General features: G+C 38.3%; 15 protein-coding genes, 1 riboswitch and 1 other annotated feature. Of the genes, 5 read left to right on the top strand and 10 right to left on the bottom strand.

Annotation, left to right across the window (positions count from 1 at the left end; genetic code table 11):
- From MHB40_RS17155 to MHB40_RS17175, 5 genes are all read right to left on the bottom strand, one after another.
- Complete coding sequence (locus MHB40_RS17155) at positions 1–267, bottom strand: IreB family regulatory phosphoprotein (protein ID WP_004226839.1); 267 nt, start codon at positions 265–267, stop codon at positions 1–3.
- A gap of 88 nt (positions 268–355) precedes the next feature.
- Entirely contained in the window at positions 356–3,016 is a 2,661-nt protein-coding gene (alaS, locus tag MHB40_RS17160) for an alanine--tRNA ligase (protein WP_342533038.1), read from the bottom strand.
- Between the two features lie 88 nt (positions 3,017–3,104).
- Positions 3,105–3,321, bottom strand: a binding site (T-box leader).
- Between the two features lie 68 nt (positions 3,322–3,389).
- Positions 3,390–4,355, bottom strand: a complete 966-nt coding sequence (gene corA / locus MHB40_RS17165) for a magnesium/cobalt transporter CorA (RefSeq protein WP_342441062.1) — start codon at positions 4,353–4,355, stop codon at positions 3,390–3,392.
- Between the two features lie 246 nt (positions 4,356–4,601).
- Positions 4,602–4,767, bottom strand: a riboswitch (M-box (ykoK) riboswitch).
- Positions 4,768–4,815: 48 nt separating this feature from the next.
- Positions 4,816–6,249 (bottom strand): 4-hydroxyphenylacetate 3-monooxygenase, oxygenase component, encoded by a 1,434-nt coding sequence (hpaB, locus tag MHB40_RS17170; RefSeq protein ID WP_205444568.1) that lies wholly within the window; start codon positions 6,247–6,249, stop codon positions 4,816–4,818.
- 138 nt (positions 6,250–6,387) lie between these two features.
- A complete protein-coding gene (locus MHB40_RS17175) occupies positions 6,388–8,820 on the bottom strand; it encodes an ATP-dependent RecD-like DNA helicase (RefSeq protein ID WP_342533039.1) in 2,433 nt (810 codons plus the stop codon).
- 188 nt (positions 8,821–9,008) lie between these two features.
- On the opposite strand from MHB40_RS17175, the gene hisA reads away from it, so the two are divergent.
- The 4 genes from hisA (at position 9,009) to MHB40_RS17195 (ending at position 11,806) form a co-directional block, all read left to right on the top strand.
- Positions 9,009–9,776 carry a phosphoribosylformimino-5-aminoimidazole carboxamide ribotide isomerase gene (hisA, locus tag MHB40_RS17180; RefSeq protein WP_342441064.1) on the top strand — a complete coding sequence of 256 codons (768 nt, stop codon included), beginning with the start codon at positions 9,009–9,011 and terminating at the stop codon, positions 9,774–9,776.
- A complete protein-coding gene (locus MHB40_RS17185; protein ID WP_205444573.1) occupies positions 9,773–10,060 on the top strand; it encodes a hypothetical protein in 288 nt (95 codons plus the stop codon). Before hisA ends, MHB40_RS17185 begins: the two co-directional genes overlap by 4 nt.
- Before the next feature lie 206 nt (positions 10,061–10,266).
- Positions 10,267–11,067 (top strand): hypothetical protein, encoded by an 801-nt coding sequence (locus MHB40_RS17190; RefSeq protein WP_342533041.1) that lies wholly within the window; start codon positions 10,267–10,269, stop codon positions 11,065–11,067.
- Positions 11,057–11,806, top strand: coding sequence for a GTP pyrophosphokinase family protein (locus MHB40_RS17195; RefSeq protein WP_342533042.1), 750 nt, complete (start codon positions 11,057–11,059; stop codon positions 11,804–11,806). Before MHB40_RS17190 ends, MHB40_RS17195 begins: the two co-directional genes overlap by 11 nt.
- 89 nt (positions 11,807–11,895) lie before the next feature.
- On the opposite strand, the gene MHB40_RS17200 is transcribed toward MHB40_RS17195, so the two are convergent.
- The 5 genes from MHB40_RS17200 to MHB40_RS17220 form a co-directional block, all read right to left on the bottom strand.
- A complete protein-coding gene (locus MHB40_RS17200; RefSeq protein WP_342533043.1) occupies positions 11,896–13,335 on the bottom strand; it encodes an MDR family MFS transporter in 1,440 nt (479 codons plus the stop codon).
- Between the two features lie 165 nt (positions 13,336–13,500).
- Positions 13,501–14,160, bottom strand: coding sequence for a tetratricopeptide repeat protein (locus tag MHB40_RS17205; protein WP_342533044.1), 660 nt, complete (start codon positions 14,158–14,160; stop codon positions 13,501–13,503).
- 74 nt (positions 14,161–14,234) lie between these two features.
- Complete coding sequence (mnmA, locus tag MHB40_RS17210) at positions 14,235–15,359, bottom strand: tRNA 2-thiouridine(34) synthase MnmA (RefSeq protein WP_205444578.1); 1,125 nt, start codon at positions 15,357–15,359, stop codon at positions 14,235–14,237.
- 77 nt (positions 15,360–15,436) lie between these two features.
- The gene (locus MHB40_RS17215) at positions 15,437–16,585 is read right to left on the bottom strand and encodes a cysteine desulfurase family protein (protein WP_342533045.1); all 1,149 of its coding nucleotides are present in this window, start codon (positions 16,583–16,585) and stop codon (positions 15,437–15,439) included.
- A 346-nt stretch (positions 16,586–16,931) separates the two neighbouring features.
- On the bottom strand, positions 16,932–17,351 hold the full coding sequence (locus MHB40_RS17220; RefSeq protein ID WP_004226809.1) for an Rrf2 family transcriptional regulator: 420 nt from the start codon (positions 17,349–17,351) through the stop codon (positions 16,932–16,934).
- A 203-nt stretch (positions 17,352–17,554) separates the two neighbouring features.
- On the opposite strand from MHB40_RS17220, the gene MHB40_RS17225 reads away from it, so the two are divergent.
- Positions 17,555–18,844, top strand: a complete 1,290-nt coding sequence (locus MHB40_RS17225) for a replication-associated recombination protein A (RefSeq protein ID WP_342534795.1) — start codon at positions 17,555–17,557, stop codon at positions 18,842–18,844.
- Positions 18,845–18,884 lie beyond the last annotated feature (40 nt).

An 18,884-nucleotide genomic window follows, 5' to 3' on the forward strand; every position in this document is an offset into this window, starting at 1 on the left:
CTAGTCCTCGTTATTCTTTTTGATATAAAATTTAACAAGCTCCTCTAGAATTTCGTCACGCTCAAGCTTGCGAATTAAATTACGAGCATCCTGATGGCGAGGAATATACGCCGGATCACCAGAAAGTAAGTAACCAACAATCTGATTGATAGGATTATATCCCTTTTCCTCTAATGAAGAATGTACTTTCAACATTACCTGCTTGACTTCCTGTTCCATTGATTCTTCTGGAAAATTAAATTTCATCGTTTGATCAAATGAACTCATGACCAGCACCTCGCTTTCAGAAATAAGGAGATGTGCAAACACGCTCATCTCCAATTTCTCTTTATTATAACATGTTTTGGTGAATTAATTAAATGGATTTAATATAATCATACACAGAAAGTAGTGCTTCATCAAGTTTTGATGCATCTTTTGCACCTGCCATCGCCATATCTGGACGACCGCCACCTTTACCACCGCATGCTTCTGCAACCATTTTCACAATATTCCCCGCATGGTAATTGCCACCAACTAATTCTTTTGAAACACCAGCACATAACATGACTTTTTCGCCATCAACTGCTCCAAGAACAATGACTGCTTTTGGCATTTTCACTTTCAAGTCATCCATCATTTGACGAAGTTGATTGTTATCCTTCGCTTCCACTTTTGTAGAAAGAACTGTCACATCTCCAATTATTTGAGCGGCATCTACAATTGCTCCTGCTTGTGCATTGGCGATTTTTTGAGATAAAGCTTCGTTTTCACGTTGCAATTCTTTATAGTCGGCTTGTAATGCCTGTACTTTTGTGACAATATCTTTAGCATTTGCTTTTAATAATGCTGCTGCATCATTTAATAATGCTTCTTCTTCTTTTACTGCTTCATAAGCAACTTTACCTGTAACAGCTTCAATACGACGAGTACCTGCACCGATACCACCTTCTGAAACAATTTTGAAGAAGCCAATTTCAGAAGAGCGTTTAACATGGATACCACCACATAGCTCAATAGAATAATCTCCAATTGATACTACACGTACAACATCTCCATATTTTTCACCGAACAAGGCCATGGCACCCATTGCTTTTGCTTCATCAATGCCTTTTTCTTCAATAACGACCTCTATATCATCCCACACTTTTTCATTTACAATACGTTCAATTTGTTGTAATTCTTCTTTTGTAACTTGACCAAAGTGAGAGAAGTCAAAGCGTAAACGGTCAGGGCCTACATATGATCCAGCTTGGTTCACATGATCGCCTAGCACATCTTTTAATGCACGTTGCATAATATGTGTCGCTGTATGGTTTTTAATGATTAAATTACGATCATCACGATTGACCACTGCTTGCACTGCATCTTCCACATGCATTTCACCAGATTCAACTACTACTGTATGAAGCGGTTGACCATTCGGTGCTTTTTGAACATCTTTTACAATAGCCGTAAAACTATCATTTGAAATTGTACCACTATCGGCAATTTGGCCACCCATTTCAGTGTAGAATGGTGTCTTCGCTAAAATAACCAATGCTTCTTGACCTTCTGAAGCGACTTTTGCTACTTGACCATTGACGATCATTGCAGCGATTTCAGTACTAGCTGTTAACGTATCATAGCCAACAAATTCACTTGCAACCGTTAAGTTTGCTAATACTTCATTCTGTACTTGCATCGAGTCAACATCTTGACGAGCAGCACGCGCACGTTCACGTTGTTCTTCCATCGCTGCTTCAAAACCTTCATGATCTACTTTCATGCCGACTTCTTCTGCATATTCTTCCGTTAACTCGATTGGGAATCCATAAGTATCATATAAACGGAAAGCATCTGCTCCTGGAATATAATCATGACCAGCTGCTTTTTGAGATTCCACTACTTCATTAAAGATAGCCAAACCACCGTCTAATGTTTCATGGAAACGAATTTCTTCATTTTTAATGACACGTTGAATAAATTCGCATTTCTCCGTAACTTCTGGATAGAAGTCTTCCATAATTTTACCCACAGTTGGTACAAGTTCAAACATAAATGGTTTTTCAATACCAATTTGCTTAGCATAACGAACAGCACGACGTAGTAAGCGACGTAATACATAGCCACGGCCTTCGTTTGATGGCAGGGCACCATCGCCTATAGCAAATGCTACTGTACGGATATGGTCTGCAATCACTTTAAATGGTGTATTAATATCTTCTTCTGAGCCAAAGATTTCATTTAAATCTACTTCACCAGGACGCTTATATTTACGGTTGGCAAATTCCTCGATTTTTTCAATGATTGGCATAAATAAATCTGTATCAAAGTTCGTTGGTACATTTTGAACGACTGATACAATACGCTCTAAGCCCATACCTGTATCAATATTTTGCTTTGGTAGTGGCGTGTAAGTGCCATCAGGATTATGGTTGAATTGAGAGAACACAAGGTTCCAAATTTCAAGATAACGCTCGTTTTCCCCACCTGGATACATTTCAGGATCATTATCATCTGAGCCGTATTCTACACCACGATCATAAAAAATCTCTGAGTTAGGACCAGATGGACCTTCTCCAATATCCCAGAAATTTCCTTCCAAACGAATTAAACGTTCTTCTGGAATACCAATTTCCTGATGCCAAACATCATATGCTTCCTGATCTTCTGGGTGAATCGTAATAGATAATAACGCTGGATCAAAGCCCATCCATTTTTTATCCGTTAAAAACTCCCAAGCGTAATGAATCGCTTCTTTTTTGAAGTAGTCACCAATAGAGAAGTTTCCTAACATTTCAAAGAACGTATGGTGACGAGCTGTTTTCCCAACATTCTCAATATCGTTGGTACGGATTGATTTTTGTGCATTTGTAATACGTGGATTATCAGGAATGATACGCCCATCGAAATATGGTTTCAATGTTGCAACACCTGAGTTGATCCAAAGGAGTGATGGGTCATTTATCGGCACAAGTGGTGCTGATGGCTCATGATGGTGCCCCTTTTCTTTAAAAAATTCCAAATACATACGGCGAATATCTACTGCTTTCATTGGATAAATTCCTCCTATTTAATATTGTAAAATCACGATACGAATCCTGCGATTTACCGAAGAAAATAAAAAAAGCCCTCATCCCCAAAAAAGGGACGAGGACTTGTCATTAGTCTCGCGGTACCACCCTAGTTGTAAGTAAAAATTCTTACTTACCTCTTTAGCACTTGTAACGTCAGTGAACGGCAGGGATTAGCTGCACTCTGGAGTAGCTTTCGGCATTTGCTGCTGTGAGGATTTTTTCAGCCTAGAAATCCCTTTCTTGTACACAGACAAATACGTACTTTTTCCATCATCGTTTTTACTTTTTCTATCAAAAATTATAAAAAAAATCTATTGCGCTGTCAATTAGTACTAGTGTGACTAACACGAACTAAGCAATCATTTTTTTGAAATATACCCACATACCCCACGTAAAAATGACTAAAAAGGCACTGATCGCAATAGTTGTATAGGGTGAATCTTGATAAGGTAAAGGTACATTCATACCAAAAAAGCTAGTAATTACAGATAGCGGCAACATAATTGTCGAAATGACCGTTAATAAATTCAGCTTTTCAATAGATTTACCACTGATTATTGAAAAATACGTATCAAGCGTACTGTTAACTAAATCACGATAAGTCTCTGTGGAGTCGACAATTCGTTCTAGATGGTCATTCAAATCTTTATAGAATGGAATATTTTCTTCTTGAATATCAAATTTCCACTGGCCATTGATTGTTGAAAAAATTCTTCTTTGTGGCATAATGGCCTGACGAATTAAAATAATTGTCCGCTTCAGTGCAAGAAATTCCTCTGTCACCACTTTTGGTTGATAATCATAAATTTCTTCTTCCAGTTCATCTATACGTGCTCGAATTCGTTCTAATACCGGGAAGTATTCGTCTGTAATCCCGTCAATAATGGTATGCAATAAAAAATCAGTACCCTTTTCCAAATATTTTGGACTATTGATACAAACATTCTCCATGTTGCCTAGCCATTGCAACTTTTGTTTATGCACAGTTACAATATAGTTTGGTCCCATAAAAATATTTAACTCCACTGTTGTAATTTCATTATTACTTTTCTCATTATAGATTGGTGCATGGAGCACAAAAAATTTATAATCACCATAACTATCCATTTTCGGACGTGAGCCCTCATGTAAGCAATCTTCCACTGCTAGTGGATGAAAGCCAAATATATCTGCAATATTATTCAATTCATTATAACTATACGCATATAAATCTACCCATAATAAGTCTTCGTTAGGGATAGGAAGTTGTAAATCAATCATATTGAAATCATGTTGGACTGTCTTGCTGCTGTTATTATAATAGTGGATTTTAATCATTGCATTTCACCTCGTGTTTTGTTATTGAGGGAAACAAAAGGTCATCCTTTATCACCTTTTGTCTGCATCGGTGATCAGAAATCGATGACTTTTTAATTGTTTCCGTTTGCCTAAATGAAACTTATTCGGTTCAGGACTACTATCCATTTCTCATCACCTTCCTTTCATAACAAAAACACGCCTTCTACGAATGAAGGCGTGTTGAATACACATATCAAAAAATAGCAATTAAAAACATTGCATGCTTGTTACCTTCAAACGTTGAGTTTTAGCACTATGCGGCATAGGAATATGTCCAGCTACGTTAAAAAACACCTTATTTCGATGATTTCTGTTGACCCATTGGCGTCTCTCGACATTTTTGGGTAGTAGCGTATCTCCAGCATAGGAGCCTCACCTAACGAAGGGATATTAATTTTTTGTTCCTCCACATCATAGCGGATTGCCTCATGACTGTCAATCAATCATTTTTCAAAAAGTCTTCCACTCTTTGCACTAAATGCTCCCGTTGATAAGATTGATAGAGCAGGCTAGATAAACGCACAGGATCACCAAAGAAAAAGCGTTCGTACAATGTTTGCCTTGTGCCAAAACTACTCATCGTTAAATCCCATGCTAAACGGAATTTCTTTACTCGCTCCTCGCCTTTATCTTGGAATGATTGTAAATAATGTTCTAGGTCACCCTCATCTGCTGCAAAAGCTTTTTCAGTCGGTATGGACATCAATCCACTTGCCCCAAGTTGCTGGATAATTTCCGTAAAAGTTGGATAAACTTTCGGGAAAATTTGAATGGCTACTTGCAATGTTGAGAGATCTGGTCGAAGAAAGCCAAACATATCTCTGTGTGCATCTATTTCTGATTTTACTAGCATTGCCTTCATCGTTTCTAATGTCACAATCACATCCACCACTTTTTGTTGTACATGTTGGTAGTCACCGATATTAATGGTGTCCACAATCGACTGCACAACGCCTAGTACAAATTCGGTCTTCGCAATTTGACGAGAAAGCACTTGATGTAAACTGTAAGCTTGGAAGCCGCTGACATTCATAAATTGATTGGCTACTTCCACATTTTCGTAGTAAAAAACGCGTTCCCATGGGACAACTACATCATCAAACACAACGATTGCATCCATTTCTTCAAAACGCGCACTTAACGGATAATCAAAGGTAGAATCTCCTCCTACAAATGATTGCCGACATAAAAACTTTAGTCCTTTGGTGTTACTCGGTATAGAAAAGCCAAAACCTTTTCCCTCATCATAGCCATTTGTTGATAAAACAAGGAGCTCATCCGTTATGCCACCTTGTGTTGCGAGTAATCTTGCTCCTTTGATGACTAAGCCTTCACTTGTCTTTCCAATAATTTTAGCAGCAATGGTCACTTCTTCATCCTCATAGTAATAGCGCTTGCGATTTACCTGTGGTTCGATAAAGGTATGTGTCATCGTAATATCATTTTCACGAGCATACTCATAAAACTTCAGCAAATGCTCTGGAAAACAATTTGGCTTATCTTTTAAAAAGTCTGACGCCGATGCCAAGGCCATTAATGTTGTATTCATATAATCAGGGCTTCTCCCCATAAAACCATGAGAAGATAATGCCCACTCCCTTGCCGCATGGCGCCTTTTCACAAGATCTTCTGGCGTCAATACTTGAAGAAAGGACATGCCAACTCTCTGTTTGCTAGTTGGCGATTCATAGGTCATTTTTTCAAGAAATGCCGCTTGATGTTGTAAATCAAAAAGTTTCGCTTGACTTTGCATAATTCCTTTAAAGGCAGGATGTTCTGACACCTTTCCTGTCACGACTTCCCCATCTATCGAAATATACGTTTTTAAAGCATCAATTCGTTCAATATACTGCTGCCCTGTCATTATTGGCATGCTGTCACCCCTATACATTTCCTATGTTTTTGTACTCATCTAGTATATGAAATGTCCAAATATTAGGTGACGATACGATCAATTAGAAAAACCCGATTAGACAGTCTAATCGGGTACATATAGCTGATGGTATTTATTTTAATCATCCAAAAAATCATATGGAGAGACATCATTCATACCAATCATTGGATGAATATAAGGGGCTGTTTCTACTGTTAGCTTTTGTTCAATGGAAACAGGCTCGTTCATTCCTTCATCTTCTATTGGCACTGCCTCTACTTTCACAAGTTCTTCATCGATTTCCATTGGATTAAGTCTTGCACGTAACGAGGTGAAACGCTGTAGGTCATCTGTACGTTGTAAGCCATCTGCAAGCACATCAGGTTCACCACATAAAATCAAAAAGTTTTTAGCTCGTGTAATCCCTGTGTATAAAAGATTCCGCCGCAGCATTTTGGAATACCCTCTAACAACAGGCATAATAACCGTTTGAAACTCAGAGCCTTGCGATTTATGGATAGAACAACAATAAGCTAGTGTCAATTGATTGAGATCACTTCGTTGATAGGTCACTTCAATGCCATCAAAGGATACGATCAGTAAATCTTGTTTTTCTACCATCTCTTTTGCCTTAATAATACTAATGACCTCTCCCATATCTCCATTAAAGACATTGCTTTCAGGTTGATTGACTAACTGAAGGACTTTATCTTTTATCCGATAGGTGACATCTCCAAAGACTAGCTCTTTTCGTGTTCCTGTATCATTTGGATTAATAAGCTCTTGAATCATTTTATTTAAATTATCTATGCCAGCCGGTCCTTTATACATGGGCGCTAGCACTTGAATATTGCGGATTTCCTGACCTTTTGTGACAGCACTTTTGACAACCTGTGTGACCACATTGGCAACTTGATCGGCTGAAGCTTTAATAAACGAACGATCAGACGTTTTAACTGTTAACTCTTTTGGAATCGTTCCTTTTTTTATTTGATGGGCTAGTTCAATAATCGTAGAGCCTTCTGCTTGTCGGTAAACATCTGTTAGCTCAACAGTTGGCAGCTGTTTGGATGCTAATAAATCCTTTAATACCTGTCCTGGACCCACTGGTGGGAGCTGATCCTGATCTCCTACAAAGACAACCTGTACATCCTCATGTAAAGCTTTTAATAATTGATGGGCGAGCCATGTATCCACCATGGACATTTCATCCACGATAATCAGCTTCCCTGTCACTTCCCGCTCTGTTTCTTCCTCTTTTTCTTGCCCTGTAAAGCCAAGCAGTCGATGAATGGTCATCGCAGGAAGCTCTGTTGATTCGGCTAATCGTTTAGCAGCACGCCCAGTTGGCGCACAAAGGATGATCGGAAAAGGCTCTTCTTTTTGAGCATACTCTTTTGGATTTAAGGATAAACCATGAAGCTTTGCATAAACTTCCACGACTCCACGTACAACAGTCGTTTTCCCCGTACCAGGGCCACCCGTTAAAATCATCACAGCTGAATTTAAAGCCTGTTCAATGGCATTTGCTTGTGTTTCTGCATAGGTAACATGGAGTAGCTCCTCTGTTTCCCCAATGGCTTTTCGAATTTCATCTTTACTAAAATGTTCAGCCTTGTTATTTCGCTCAATTAGCGATACGATTTTCGATGCAATTCCAACCTCTGAAAAATAAAGTGATGGTAAATATAACCTCGTCTCTTCACCACAAATTTTGCCTTCTTCACGCAGTTCGATACAGGCTTGAGAAATGTCCTCGAATGGTATCTCCTGTCGTTGGCTTTGTTCAAGCATTTCCTTGACGAGGGGTAAAACATGTTCGGCATCTAGATAGACATGTCCATCCGATAAAGCAGCTGTATTTAAAATATGGAAAATCGCTGCTTTGACACGATCAGGATGTTTGCCGGTTATACCTAATTTTGCACCTAGCTCGTCAGCTCGAAAGAAACCAACCCCTTCAACATCTTCAATCAAGCGGTATGGATTTTCTGTCAGTAATTCAATGGCTTCTGTTCGATAGGTTTGATAGATTTTCATGCCAAGCTGGGGACCAAATCCCCACTCATTCAGTTGAATCATGACCCGTTCTAAGCCTAAGTTTTGCTCAATAGTGCGATGAATGACTTCTTTTTTTTCAGCGGATAGACGTGGAACAGAATCGAGTGCACTAGGATCTTCTAAAATAACACGGAGTGCATTAGCACCTAGTTTTTCAACAATCGTTTCAGCCGTTTTTTTCCCAATCCCTACGAATAAGTCACTAGATAAATAATGAATAATCCCTTGCTCAGTTGCAGGAACCTCTTTCGTAAATGTCTCAATTTGAAATTGAGCACCGTATTTAGGATGCTGTTTTAAGATCCCAGTAAAACGATATTGTTCATCCATTTGTAATGGTGGAAAATAACCTACAACGATAATTTCTTTATCTTCATATTGCAAATTCGTCTCTTGAATTTTCACTCGTACAATCGAATACATATTTTGTGCATTATGAAAGATAGAGACGATCGGACGTCCGAGTATAAAAAATTTATTAAGTTCAAATAAATCTAGGTGATCTGTCATGTTCGGTCCGTCCTTTCTTATAGTTTTCAATCTTTTTATTTTACCATAGCCTCATGAAAATATAGCAGCCAAAAATATAATCGCTTCAATATTTTACATTATTTTGACAAATGACAATTCTCTGCCTTTATTCTCCGTTCCATGCTATGATAAATAAGAATTAGTTGCACGGAAGGATTGTGAAATTATTGGAATTTAGACCTTGCATCGATTTACACGATGGCAAAGTAAAACAAATTGTAGGAAGCACTTTGGGGTATACGAATCAAGCAGTTGTAGAAAATTTTATTTCTCATCATGACGCTAGCTACTATGCACAAATGTTTGCCCAAGATCGTTTAACAGGTGGACACGTTATCATGCTCGGTTCAGGTAATGAAGATGCTGCCTTATCCGCTTTAACAGCTTATCCTCAAGGCTTACAAATTGGTGGTGGCATCACAGCTGACAATGCTCAAAAGTATATTGATGCAGGCGCTTCACATGTCATTGTCACATCCTATATTTTTCATGATGGTCAGCTAGATTTAGCACGTTTAAAGCATTTAAATCAATTAATTGGTAAAGAACACCTTGTCATCGATCTCAGTTGTAAGATGCGTGACGGGAAGTGGTTTGTCATGACAGATAAATGGACTACATTTAGTCATTTCGAAGTCAATGCAACATCCATTGCTTATATTGAAGGTTTTTGTGATGAACTGTTAATTCATGCTGTCGATGTTGAAGGAAAGAAGGGTGGCATGCAGGAAAGTTTGGTACGGGATTTAGCTGCTTGGACATCTATCCCTACTACCTATGCAGGCGGCGTCCGATCAATTGAAGACTTAGAAAGATTTAACCAATTAGCCAATGGAAAGCTTCATGTAACCATTGGGAGTGCGCTCTCTATTTTTGGTGGCGATTTACCTTATACAGATGTAGTAGAATATTGTAAAAAAGGCGGGATCTTGTGAAGCTTATTTATAAAGATTATGTTTTTCCATTTCAAGAAACAAATTTAGAGAGAATCATAGATGGTAAATATTTTAAAGTGAATAAAAAAGATGATTCTCTTGCGATTCAAGTGCAACTTGACAACGAACAAATGTTACTGGAATTTTCAAAATCATTAAAGGCAACATGTGGCTTTTTACGCGATCAAGAAACAGAACCTTATATCGGAACCTATATTGATTTACAAGTTTTCGTTGATGAGTTTAATAAGCGTTATAACTTAAATGCTGAAATTATTAGTTAAAACAAGGGGTAACTAGCTTCCCTTTGTTTTAACCCCACACCTCTTCTGCATTATTCCTTTCTCGTATTTCTGAAACCTTTTCATTGTCATGTGAGTTATATATTGTATAGCATGAACTATAGGGGGTTCACATGGCTAAACTTCATACTCAAAATTTCCTACCTTATTTTTTTATGCTTCCCGCCCTTCTCATAGGGATAATCACCATGATCTCTTACGGCGTAGGCTTCTCTATTTGGATACAAAACCTATTCATCTGGATTGTAGGCGTTCGTTTTTGCTATGTTGTTTTAACTAAAACTAGCCTTAAACTTTTAGATAAAAGCCCTCTTTCTATCACATTTGTATTAATTATATTACTCATTATGCCCTTTTGGTTTAATGGTATAGAGGGTGTCCATCGATGGATAACTGTTGGTCCATTTCATTTTTATATGGCTAGTATTATTTTACCTATGTTAATTATTTATTTATGGAAGCTTTCAAAAAGTAAAAATTTATTATTTTCTATAGGATTCATAATCCTCATAGAAGGTATATTAATCATGCAACCAGATGCAGGGCAACTCACTGCGTTTGCTTGTGCATCCACCATTATTTTATGGCGAGCTATAGAAAATTCGAAAGGGAAGTATATTACCCTAATTATATTAGCCATATTTGTCCTAGCATCATGGATGTTTCTTGATCATTTAGCTCCAGTCCCGTATGTAGAGCAAATTATTTTTTTAGTGGCTGATATGGGAAGTATTTTCCTTTTTGCAGGTGTGATAGCACTCCTAATGTTAGTATATCCATTCTTTATCCCATGGAAAAAAGATACATTGGCAATGGCTTTAGGTCTATATTTTCTAATGACAATCCTTGTTACTTTCCTTGGTAATTTTCCAATGCCTATTATGGGCTATGGAATTTCACCAATTATCGGCTATCTCATTGCAATCACTGCCCTACAAAAAATAAAAATCGAACAAAGAAAGAAAGGATTTACAAACGATGAAAACTGAACTAGAAGTAAACACTTTAAAATCATTCCAAACTGAATTAACACGCTTCTTTTTAGCCTACAAATTTGCTCTCCAAGAAGTGGAAACGAAAATTAATATCTTACAAGAAGAATTTAAGTTGATACATGAATATAATCCAATTGAGCATATTTCTACACGTGTCAAATCACCGAAAAGTATTTTAACAAAGATGATGAAAAAAGAGCTACCTCCATCAATGGAGGCTGTTCGTGAAAATATTCGTGATATAGCAGGTGCTCGCATCACCTGTTCCTTCGTGGAGGATATTTACAAGGTAAGCGCCATGTTACAAGCACAGCATGATATAGAAGTTGTTGAGGTGAAAGATTATATAGCCAATCCAAAAGAAAATGGCTACCAAAGCCTACATCTCATCATTAAAATCCCTATCTTTATGTCAGACCATATGGAAAAGGTCTATACAGAGATCCAAATTCGTACAATTGCAATGGATTTCTGGGCAAGCTTAGAACACAAAATTTATTATAAGTATAACAAAGAAGTACCCGAGCATATTCGACTTGAATTAAAGGAAGCCGCTCTACAAGCAGCTGAGTTAGATCGAAAAATGGAGCAATTGAATAAAGAAATCAATATTTTAAAAGAAAATGAAGCAGAGCCTTCATTGCTAGACAGTACCCCAATCGCCCATCTAGCTAAATACTTAACGGATCTTCCTGGCAGTAAGATAATTGATAATGCTCTATTCAAAAAATAAATTCATTCTTAAATATGTTCATCAAATGAAAAATCCACCTCACACTCTGCATGATCACAGAATATGAGGTGGATTTTACTGTTTATTCGCTATTGCGCCTTGGATTTCGTTGCTACAAAGAAGGAGAAAATAAGAGCACAAATGGCAAAAATAAAGGTAGCGACATATACGTAACTGACGCCATTCGCAATGGTGTCCTTTAAAAAGCTTACTTCTTCTATATTAAAGCCACCTTTTGCAAATTCACCATTTAATTGAATTTCACCTTTTCCTAATGAAGCCATTTTTTCACTCGTTGCTAGGTTGAAAATCATACCAAATAGTGCTGCCCCAATTGCTTGGCTAAATGTATTCGTAAAGGAGTTCAAACCAATTGATATACCAAGCTGCTTCGGATCTGCCACCTTTTGTATGGAAATCATCAACATCGGCATGATAAAGCCCATCCCTAGTCCAATTAATGATGAAGCGAAATAAACGCTGAAATCACTAGAACCTGAAGATAATCTTGCCAGCAATAGCGTACCCGTAACAAGTAAAATCGTACCCATTTGGATAATGCGTTTATTTGTTAAACGTCCGATTAAATAACCTGCCATAATCGAGTTCACCGTCCAAAAAATAGACATCGGTGTTAATAATAAACCAGCTTGTGTTGCATTTTTACCTAAAACACTTTGGGCAAATATCGGAATATAAACCGTCACACCAATGACAATAGACATGCCGCTTAAAGTTAAAGCATTAATGACCATTAGTCGTCCATTTTTAAACAGAGTTAACGGAATAATTGGCTCCTCTGCTCGCAACTCCACCCAGATAAAAATACTTAAGAATACAAGAGCAACCCCATACATTAGCAGCGATTGACCTGATAACCAAGTCTGTGTTTTGCTGTTTTCGATAATAACAAATAGCAGTGCCACCATGCCAATTGTAAAAAATGCTGCACCTAAATAGTCAATTTTACGCTTCACTGCTTCTAGTTGTTCTTTATAATGTTTAGCAATTAAATAGATTGAGGCTAAACCAAATGGTACATTAATGAAGAAAATGAAATGCCAAGATACTTGGTCAACAATAAAGCCTCCAAATAATGGACCTACTACGCCAGACACGCCCCATACCATACTTAAATAACTTTGTCCTTTGGCACGCTCTTTTTCAGTCTTAAACAATTCACCAACCATTGTTAATGTGATGGGTAAAATTGAACCTGCGCCAATACCTTGAATTGCTCGGAAGACTATTAATTGCTCCATGGATTGCGCTAAACCACATAACATAGAACCTACTAAAAAAATAATAATACCTGTAATAATCATCCGTTTGCGCCCAAATAAATCAGCTAGCTTACCAAAAATAATTGCCGCAATGGCTGAAGCTAGTAAATAAGCGGAATAAATCCAGCTTATTAAGTCTACGCCTAATAAATCAGCCGTAATACTTGGAATAGCTGTACTAACAATTGTTCCTTCAATTGCAGCGAGTGCTGTTACAAGTAATAGTGCAATAAATACTTTATTCATCCTGTCACCTTTTCCTTTCCTGCATGACATACATTACCAAGTTTGAACTAAAAATAAAAGAGAAACGGGTTCATTCTATGAAAAAATAAACGATTGATTTGCAGTTTTACTAGACAATTTCAATAAAAAAAGCAGCAAGTAGATTAACTCGCTGCTTATTATCTATCAGTTAAATCGTTGGGCAATCATATCGTAAATATAACGTGCTTGGTCGTATTCCGGTTGTAAGGTAAAGGCTTGTTTCAAATGATACATGGCATCTTCCGTTTGTTCAGTGGATACAGCATATAGTACACCTAAATTATAATGTGCATCTGCATTATTCCAATCCTGTTCAATCAAGAGATCCAGTTCCTTCTTCCCTTCATCAAACATTTCTAACGCACATAGTACGATCGCATAGGCTAAACGAATTTGTGTATCATCTGGAGCAAGTTCTACCGCACGTTGTAAATAAGGTAAGGCCAATTTTGAGTTATCCATACGCTCAAAGCATTTCCCCATCATATAATAGACATCTGCACCTTCAATATGATGTTTTAGCGCTTGTTCATACAGCTTGACAGCCTCGGCATAGCGTTCAGCATTGTAATATAAATTGGCTAGACCATAATAGGCTGTAGCTGCTGTTTCATCCACAGTAATGGCCTTTTGGAAGAAACGTTCTGCACGTTCGGTATCCTCTAACACGGCTAATAAATTGCCGAAATTTACATAACCAATAGCATTTTCAGGCTCTGCTTCGATTGCTTTTGTAAATAGTTGAGCAGCATCCTCATAACGTTTTTCTTGAAATGCTTGGATGCCCTGTTCATTATAATTCATTCGTTTTTCACCTCTATGTAGCGAAAGACTGCTTTTAGGGAGCCAAGAGGCCGTAAAAGCAGTCTTAACGCAATTTATCCAACATATGTTAGTTTTTCATTACTTTTAAAGACTTCATCAATCGTTCCGCCACCCATACATTCTTCTCCATTGTATAGTACTACAGCCTGTCCTGGTGTAATTGCACGTACAGGTTCTGCGAATGTAATATGTGCACGGCCGTCTGGTAAAATTTCAACTTCCACTGGTGTATCGGTTTGACGATAACGGAATTTTGCTGTACAAGAAAATTTCCCAGGCAATTTTTTTGTCGAAGTATAGTTCATTTTCACAGCTGTTAATGATGTAGAATACGAATATTCATTGTCAAAGCCTTGTCCGACAAGCAGAACATTACGTTCTAAATCTTTTCCTAGCACAAACCAAGGCTCGCCGTCTCCACCAATACCAAGACCATGTCGTTGCCCAAGTGTATAGTACATTAAGCCATCGTGTTGACCCATTACAACGCCATCCATTGTTTCCATCTTGCCCGGTTGAGCTGGTAAATATTGACTCAAAAACTCTTTGAAATTACGTTCTCCAATAAAGCAAATGCCCGTTGAATCTTTTTTCTTGGCCGTAGCAAGACCAGCTTCCTCTGCAATTTTACGCACTTCTTTTTTCTCAATATCGCCAATCGGGAACATCACATGCGCCAATTGCTCTTGTGATAATTGGTTTAAAAAGTATGTTTGATCTTTGTTATCATCAACACCACGTAACATTTTTACCTCGCCATCACCACTACGATCAATTCGTGCATAGTGACCCGTCGCTAAGTAATCAGCACCAAGGTTCATAGCATGCTCTAAAAATGCTTTAAATTTAATTTCTTTATTGCACATCACATCAGGGTTTGGTGTACGCCCTGCCTTATATTCTTCTAAAAAGTATGTGAAAACTTTATCCCAATATTGTTTCTCGAAATTGACAGCATAATATGGGATACCAATTTGATTACATACTTTAATCACATCGTCATAATCTTCTGTTGCTGTACAAACACCGTTTTCGTCCGTATCATCCCAGTTTTTCATAAAGATCCCGATTACTTCATATCCTTGTTGTTTTAACAAGTATGCTGCCACCGACGAATCTACCCCACCTGACATGCCGACAACAACTCGAATTTGTGAGGGGTCACGTGTTTCTTTCATTGTGGTCACCTTTTCTTTTATCTAATTACAGTGCATGCTTCAATATTTATAGAAACATAACATTGGTATTGCGCAAATTATTTTTTAGCTAGTTTTTTCACAATTTGAGCCGTTTTTTCCGCTGCATTTCGGATATCCTTTTCCGTTAAATCCTGCCCAAAGCTGAATCGGATGGAGTTTCGTAGCTCTTCTGCACTTTGTCCAAACATTGCTACTAACACATGCGATGGATCAATCGACCCAGCAGTACATGCCGAACCACTCGATGCATAAATTCCTGCCATATCAAGGTTCACTAAAAATGATTCTACTTCCATGCCCTCAAAGCTAATATTTAAAACATGTGGCAATGAATGCACCTCATCACCATTCACATGGAATGCTAGCTTTTCCTGCGAAAAAACATCAAGCATAATTTGCTTAAAGTGATTGTATAGTGAACGCTTTTCTTCACGCAACTCATTTGCAACTTGCACTGCAGTTGCAAAACCAATAATGGCAGGTATATTTTCAGTACCTGCACGACGTTTTTTCTCTTGTGCGCCCCCAAGAGCATAGCTCGCTAACGGTGTGCCCGACTTTTGATAAAGGAATCCAACACCTTTTGGACCATTGATTTTATGAGCAGATACACTCAATAAATCCACCTGTAATTGCTTTACATCAATGCGCTCTAAGCCATAAGCCTGAACCGCATCTGTATGGAATATGGCACGATGCTCACGTAATAGCTCACCAATTTCAGCAATTGGTTGAATCGTACCAACTTCATTATTTCCGTACATGATTGTCACTAAAATGGTATCTTCACGCAGAGCTTTTTGGACATCCTCAACCGCTACTCGCCCCATTTGATCTACTGGTAAATAAGTCACCTCAAAGCCATCGCGTTCAAGTTTTTCACAAGTATGTAATACTGCATGATGCTCTACTTGCGTTGTAATGATGTGTTTTCCTTCGTTTGCACGGGCATAGACAGTTCCTAAAATCGCCATATTGTCCGCTTCTGTGCCACCACTTGTGAAAATAATTTCCCCAGCTTGGGCACCAATAGATTTGGCTAATAGCTCACGTGCATCATCTAGATATTTTCTTGCTTCTCGACCTGCTCTATGAATACTGGATGCATTGCCAAATACCTGTTGCATAGCAGTCGTCATCGCTTCTATTACTTGGCCATTCATCGGAGATGTGGCCGCATGATCGAGATAGATATATGAATTCATGTTGAAAACTCCTTTTTTTCATCAATTACGCCTCGGCCTAATTGAGTCAGGATTTTTTCGAGCTCGCTCGAAAAGCTCCTTTTAAAACTTTGTAACATCCGCCAGAGGCTTTAGCTTGATTCAGTTAATGCTTGCAAAATCAATACAAGCGTTCTTCGCTCCTCTATGAGAAGGGAGTCTTCTGTACTTGGTGCTTCATTTTCGGTACAAAAAACATTCGCTGAATCGAGACAAAAGCGCAAAACCCACATCACTCATCGTAAAAATAGCCATTGAGATGTGAATAGCTCACAACCGCCCTAAAGAATGAGGTGAATGTAGGAGTAGCGCTTCAGCTTGAACATTTTTAAATATAGAACATGTAGCCTTCTACTACATTCTCTTCTGTATATTGTGCTAAATCTTCAATTGTTGTTGTATCTAACACATTTTTTACTGCATCGCGAATACGTAGCCATAACTCTCGTTGAGGTGCTTCTTCATTTTCAATACCCTCTACTGGTTGAATAGGTCCTTCTAGCACACTAATAACATGGGCTGCTGAAATTTCGCTAGGTGGATTGGCTAGCATATAACCACCATAAGCACCACGTACACTTTTTACTAAGCCTGAATTACGAAGCGGAGATACTAGTTGCTCTAAATATGCTTCAGAAAGCTCCTTTTCCGCAGCAATTTTACGCAAAGGAATGGGTCCTTCCCCATAATGCTTTGCTAATTCAATCATAATCGTAAGCCCGTATCGGCCCTTTGTTGAAATTTTCATTTTATCACCCTCAATTAGTCTAGTCAAAATACTACCAACAGTATATCATAATCTCCTCTTGATGAACTCGGAAATACACCTAGAAGGATATGATATACTAATTAAAGCGATTCAAAATCGTTCAAAAGCTATATCAGCGCTTTATTTTAGCGTAAAAACATGTACGAAGCAAAAAATGACAACGACTGAAAGGGGGAATTATGTTGCATAATGAACCACTCGCTTTTCGAATGCGCCCTTTAACCCTTGATGAGATTGTTGGTCATCAGGATTTCATTGGTCCCAACACAGCCCTTTATAAAATGATTCAAAATGAACATGTACCCTCCATGTTGCTATATGGAGAACCTGGAATCGGTAAAACATCCATTGCCAATGCCATTGCAGGAAGTTCCAAGCTCCCTTTCTTTGCACTTAATGCCACACGAGCTGGTAAAAAAGATGTTGAAGATATTGTACAAGAAGCCAGAATTTCTGGAAAAGTACTACTTTTTTTGGATGAAATTCATCGTTTCAATAAATTACAGCAGGATACATTGTTACCACATGTAGAAAATGGCTCGATTGTATTAATTGGTGCCACAACAGAAAATCCTTATCATGATGTAAATCCAGCGATTCGTTCACGCTGTGGTGAAATTTATCAGCTAAAACGGTTAACTAAGGAAAATTTAATCGAACTAGTTGAAAAAGCACTAGCTGATGAAAGACGAGGACTAGGTAAATATCATTTTGCATTAACACCATCACAAATTGAACAAATTGCAGCCGCAGCGAACGGAGACGCGCGAAAGGCATTAACTTTGCTAGAATCCATTTATTATGCCAGTGACGAGGTGGATGGACAAACGATTGCTGCCGATCATGTCATTGAGCATCTCATTAGCCGAATTGGTGTGTATGGCGATAAAAAAGGTTCACATTTTTATAATCTACTCTCTGCCCTGCAAAAATCTGTGCGTGGCAGTGATACCAATGCCGCTCTGTATTATTTAGCCCATTTATTGGAAACAGGCGACTTAGTGGCTGTCAGCAGACGCCTACTTGTTATGGCCTATGAGGATGTTGGTCTAGCAAATCCCGAAGTTGGCCCTCATATGTTAGCCGCCATACAAGCTGCGGAACGACTGGGATTACCAGAGGCACGTATCCCACTTGCAAGTGCTGTCATTGAAATGTGCCTTGCCTCAAAATCCAATTCTGCCATTGTGGCAATCGACGCTGCCATTACGGCTATACATGAAGGTAAAACAGGCGATATCCCCCATCATCTGCGAGATGCTCATTACGAGGGTGCAAAAGATTTAGGACATGTTGGCTATCAATACCCACATAACACGCCGATTGGTACTTTTGGTGGTTGGGTAGACCAGCAATACTTACCAGATGAACTTGTAGGGACAGAATTCTATAAACCTGTAATTGCTGGCGAGGAAAAACGTATGGCAGGCATTTACGAAAAACTCAAATCATTCCATCAAGATAAGAAATAATCATATAAAAGCAAAGTCACTATCTCAAGTAATTGACATG

It is taken from the genome of Lysinibacillus sp. FSL K6-0057, from assembly GCF_038630885.1.
Taxonomy (GTDB): Bacteria; Bacillota; Bacilli; order Bacillales_A; family Planococcaceae; genus Lysinibacillus; species Lysinibacillus fusiformis_F.

Coding starts and splice junctions, on each gene's coding strand:
- MHB40_RS17215 (WP_342533045.1), bottom strand. CDS start 16,585: ATGAATTCATATATCTATCTCGATCATGCGGCCACATCTCCGATGAAT.
- corA (WP_342441062.1), bottom strand. CDS start 4,355: ATGATTAAAATCCACTATTATAATAACAGCAGCAAGACAGTCCAACAT.
- MHB40_RS17200 (WP_342533043.1), bottom strand. CDS start 13,335: ATGAATAAAGTATTTATTGCACTATTACTTGTAACAGCACTCGCTGCA.
- hpaB (WP_205444568.1), bottom strand. CDS start 6,249: ATGCCAATAATGACAGGGCAGCAGTATATTGAACGAATTGATGCTTTA.
- MHB40_RS17155 (WP_004226839.1), bottom strand. CDS start 267: ATGAGTTCATTTGATCAAACGATGAAATTTAATTTTCCAGAAGAATCA.
- MHB40_RS17195 (WP_342533042.1), top strand. CDS start 11,057: ATGAAAACTGAACTAGAAGTAAACACTTTAAAATCATTCCAAACTGAA.
- alaS (WP_342533038.1), bottom strand. CDS start 3,016: ATGAAAGCAGTAGATATTCGCCGTATGTATTTGGAATTTTTTAAAGAA.
- MHB40_RS17190 (WP_342533041.1), top strand. CDS start 10,267: ATGATCTCTTACGGCGTAGGCTTCTCTATTTGGATACAAAACCTATTC.
- mnmA (WP_205444578.1), bottom strand. CDS start 15,359: ATGAAAGAAACACGTGACCCCTCACAAATTCGAGTTGTTGTCGGCATG.
- MHB40_RS17175 (WP_342533039.1), bottom strand. CDS start 8,820: ATGACAGATCACCTAGATTTATTTGAACTTAATAAATTTTTTATACTC.
- MHB40_RS17205 (WP_342533044.1), bottom strand. CDS start 14,160: ATGAATTATAATGAACAGGGCATCCAAGCATTTCAAGAAAAACGTTAT.
- MHB40_RS17220 (WP_004226809.1), bottom strand. CDS start 17,351: ATGAAAATTTCAACAAAGGGCCGATACGGGCTTACGATTATGATTGAA.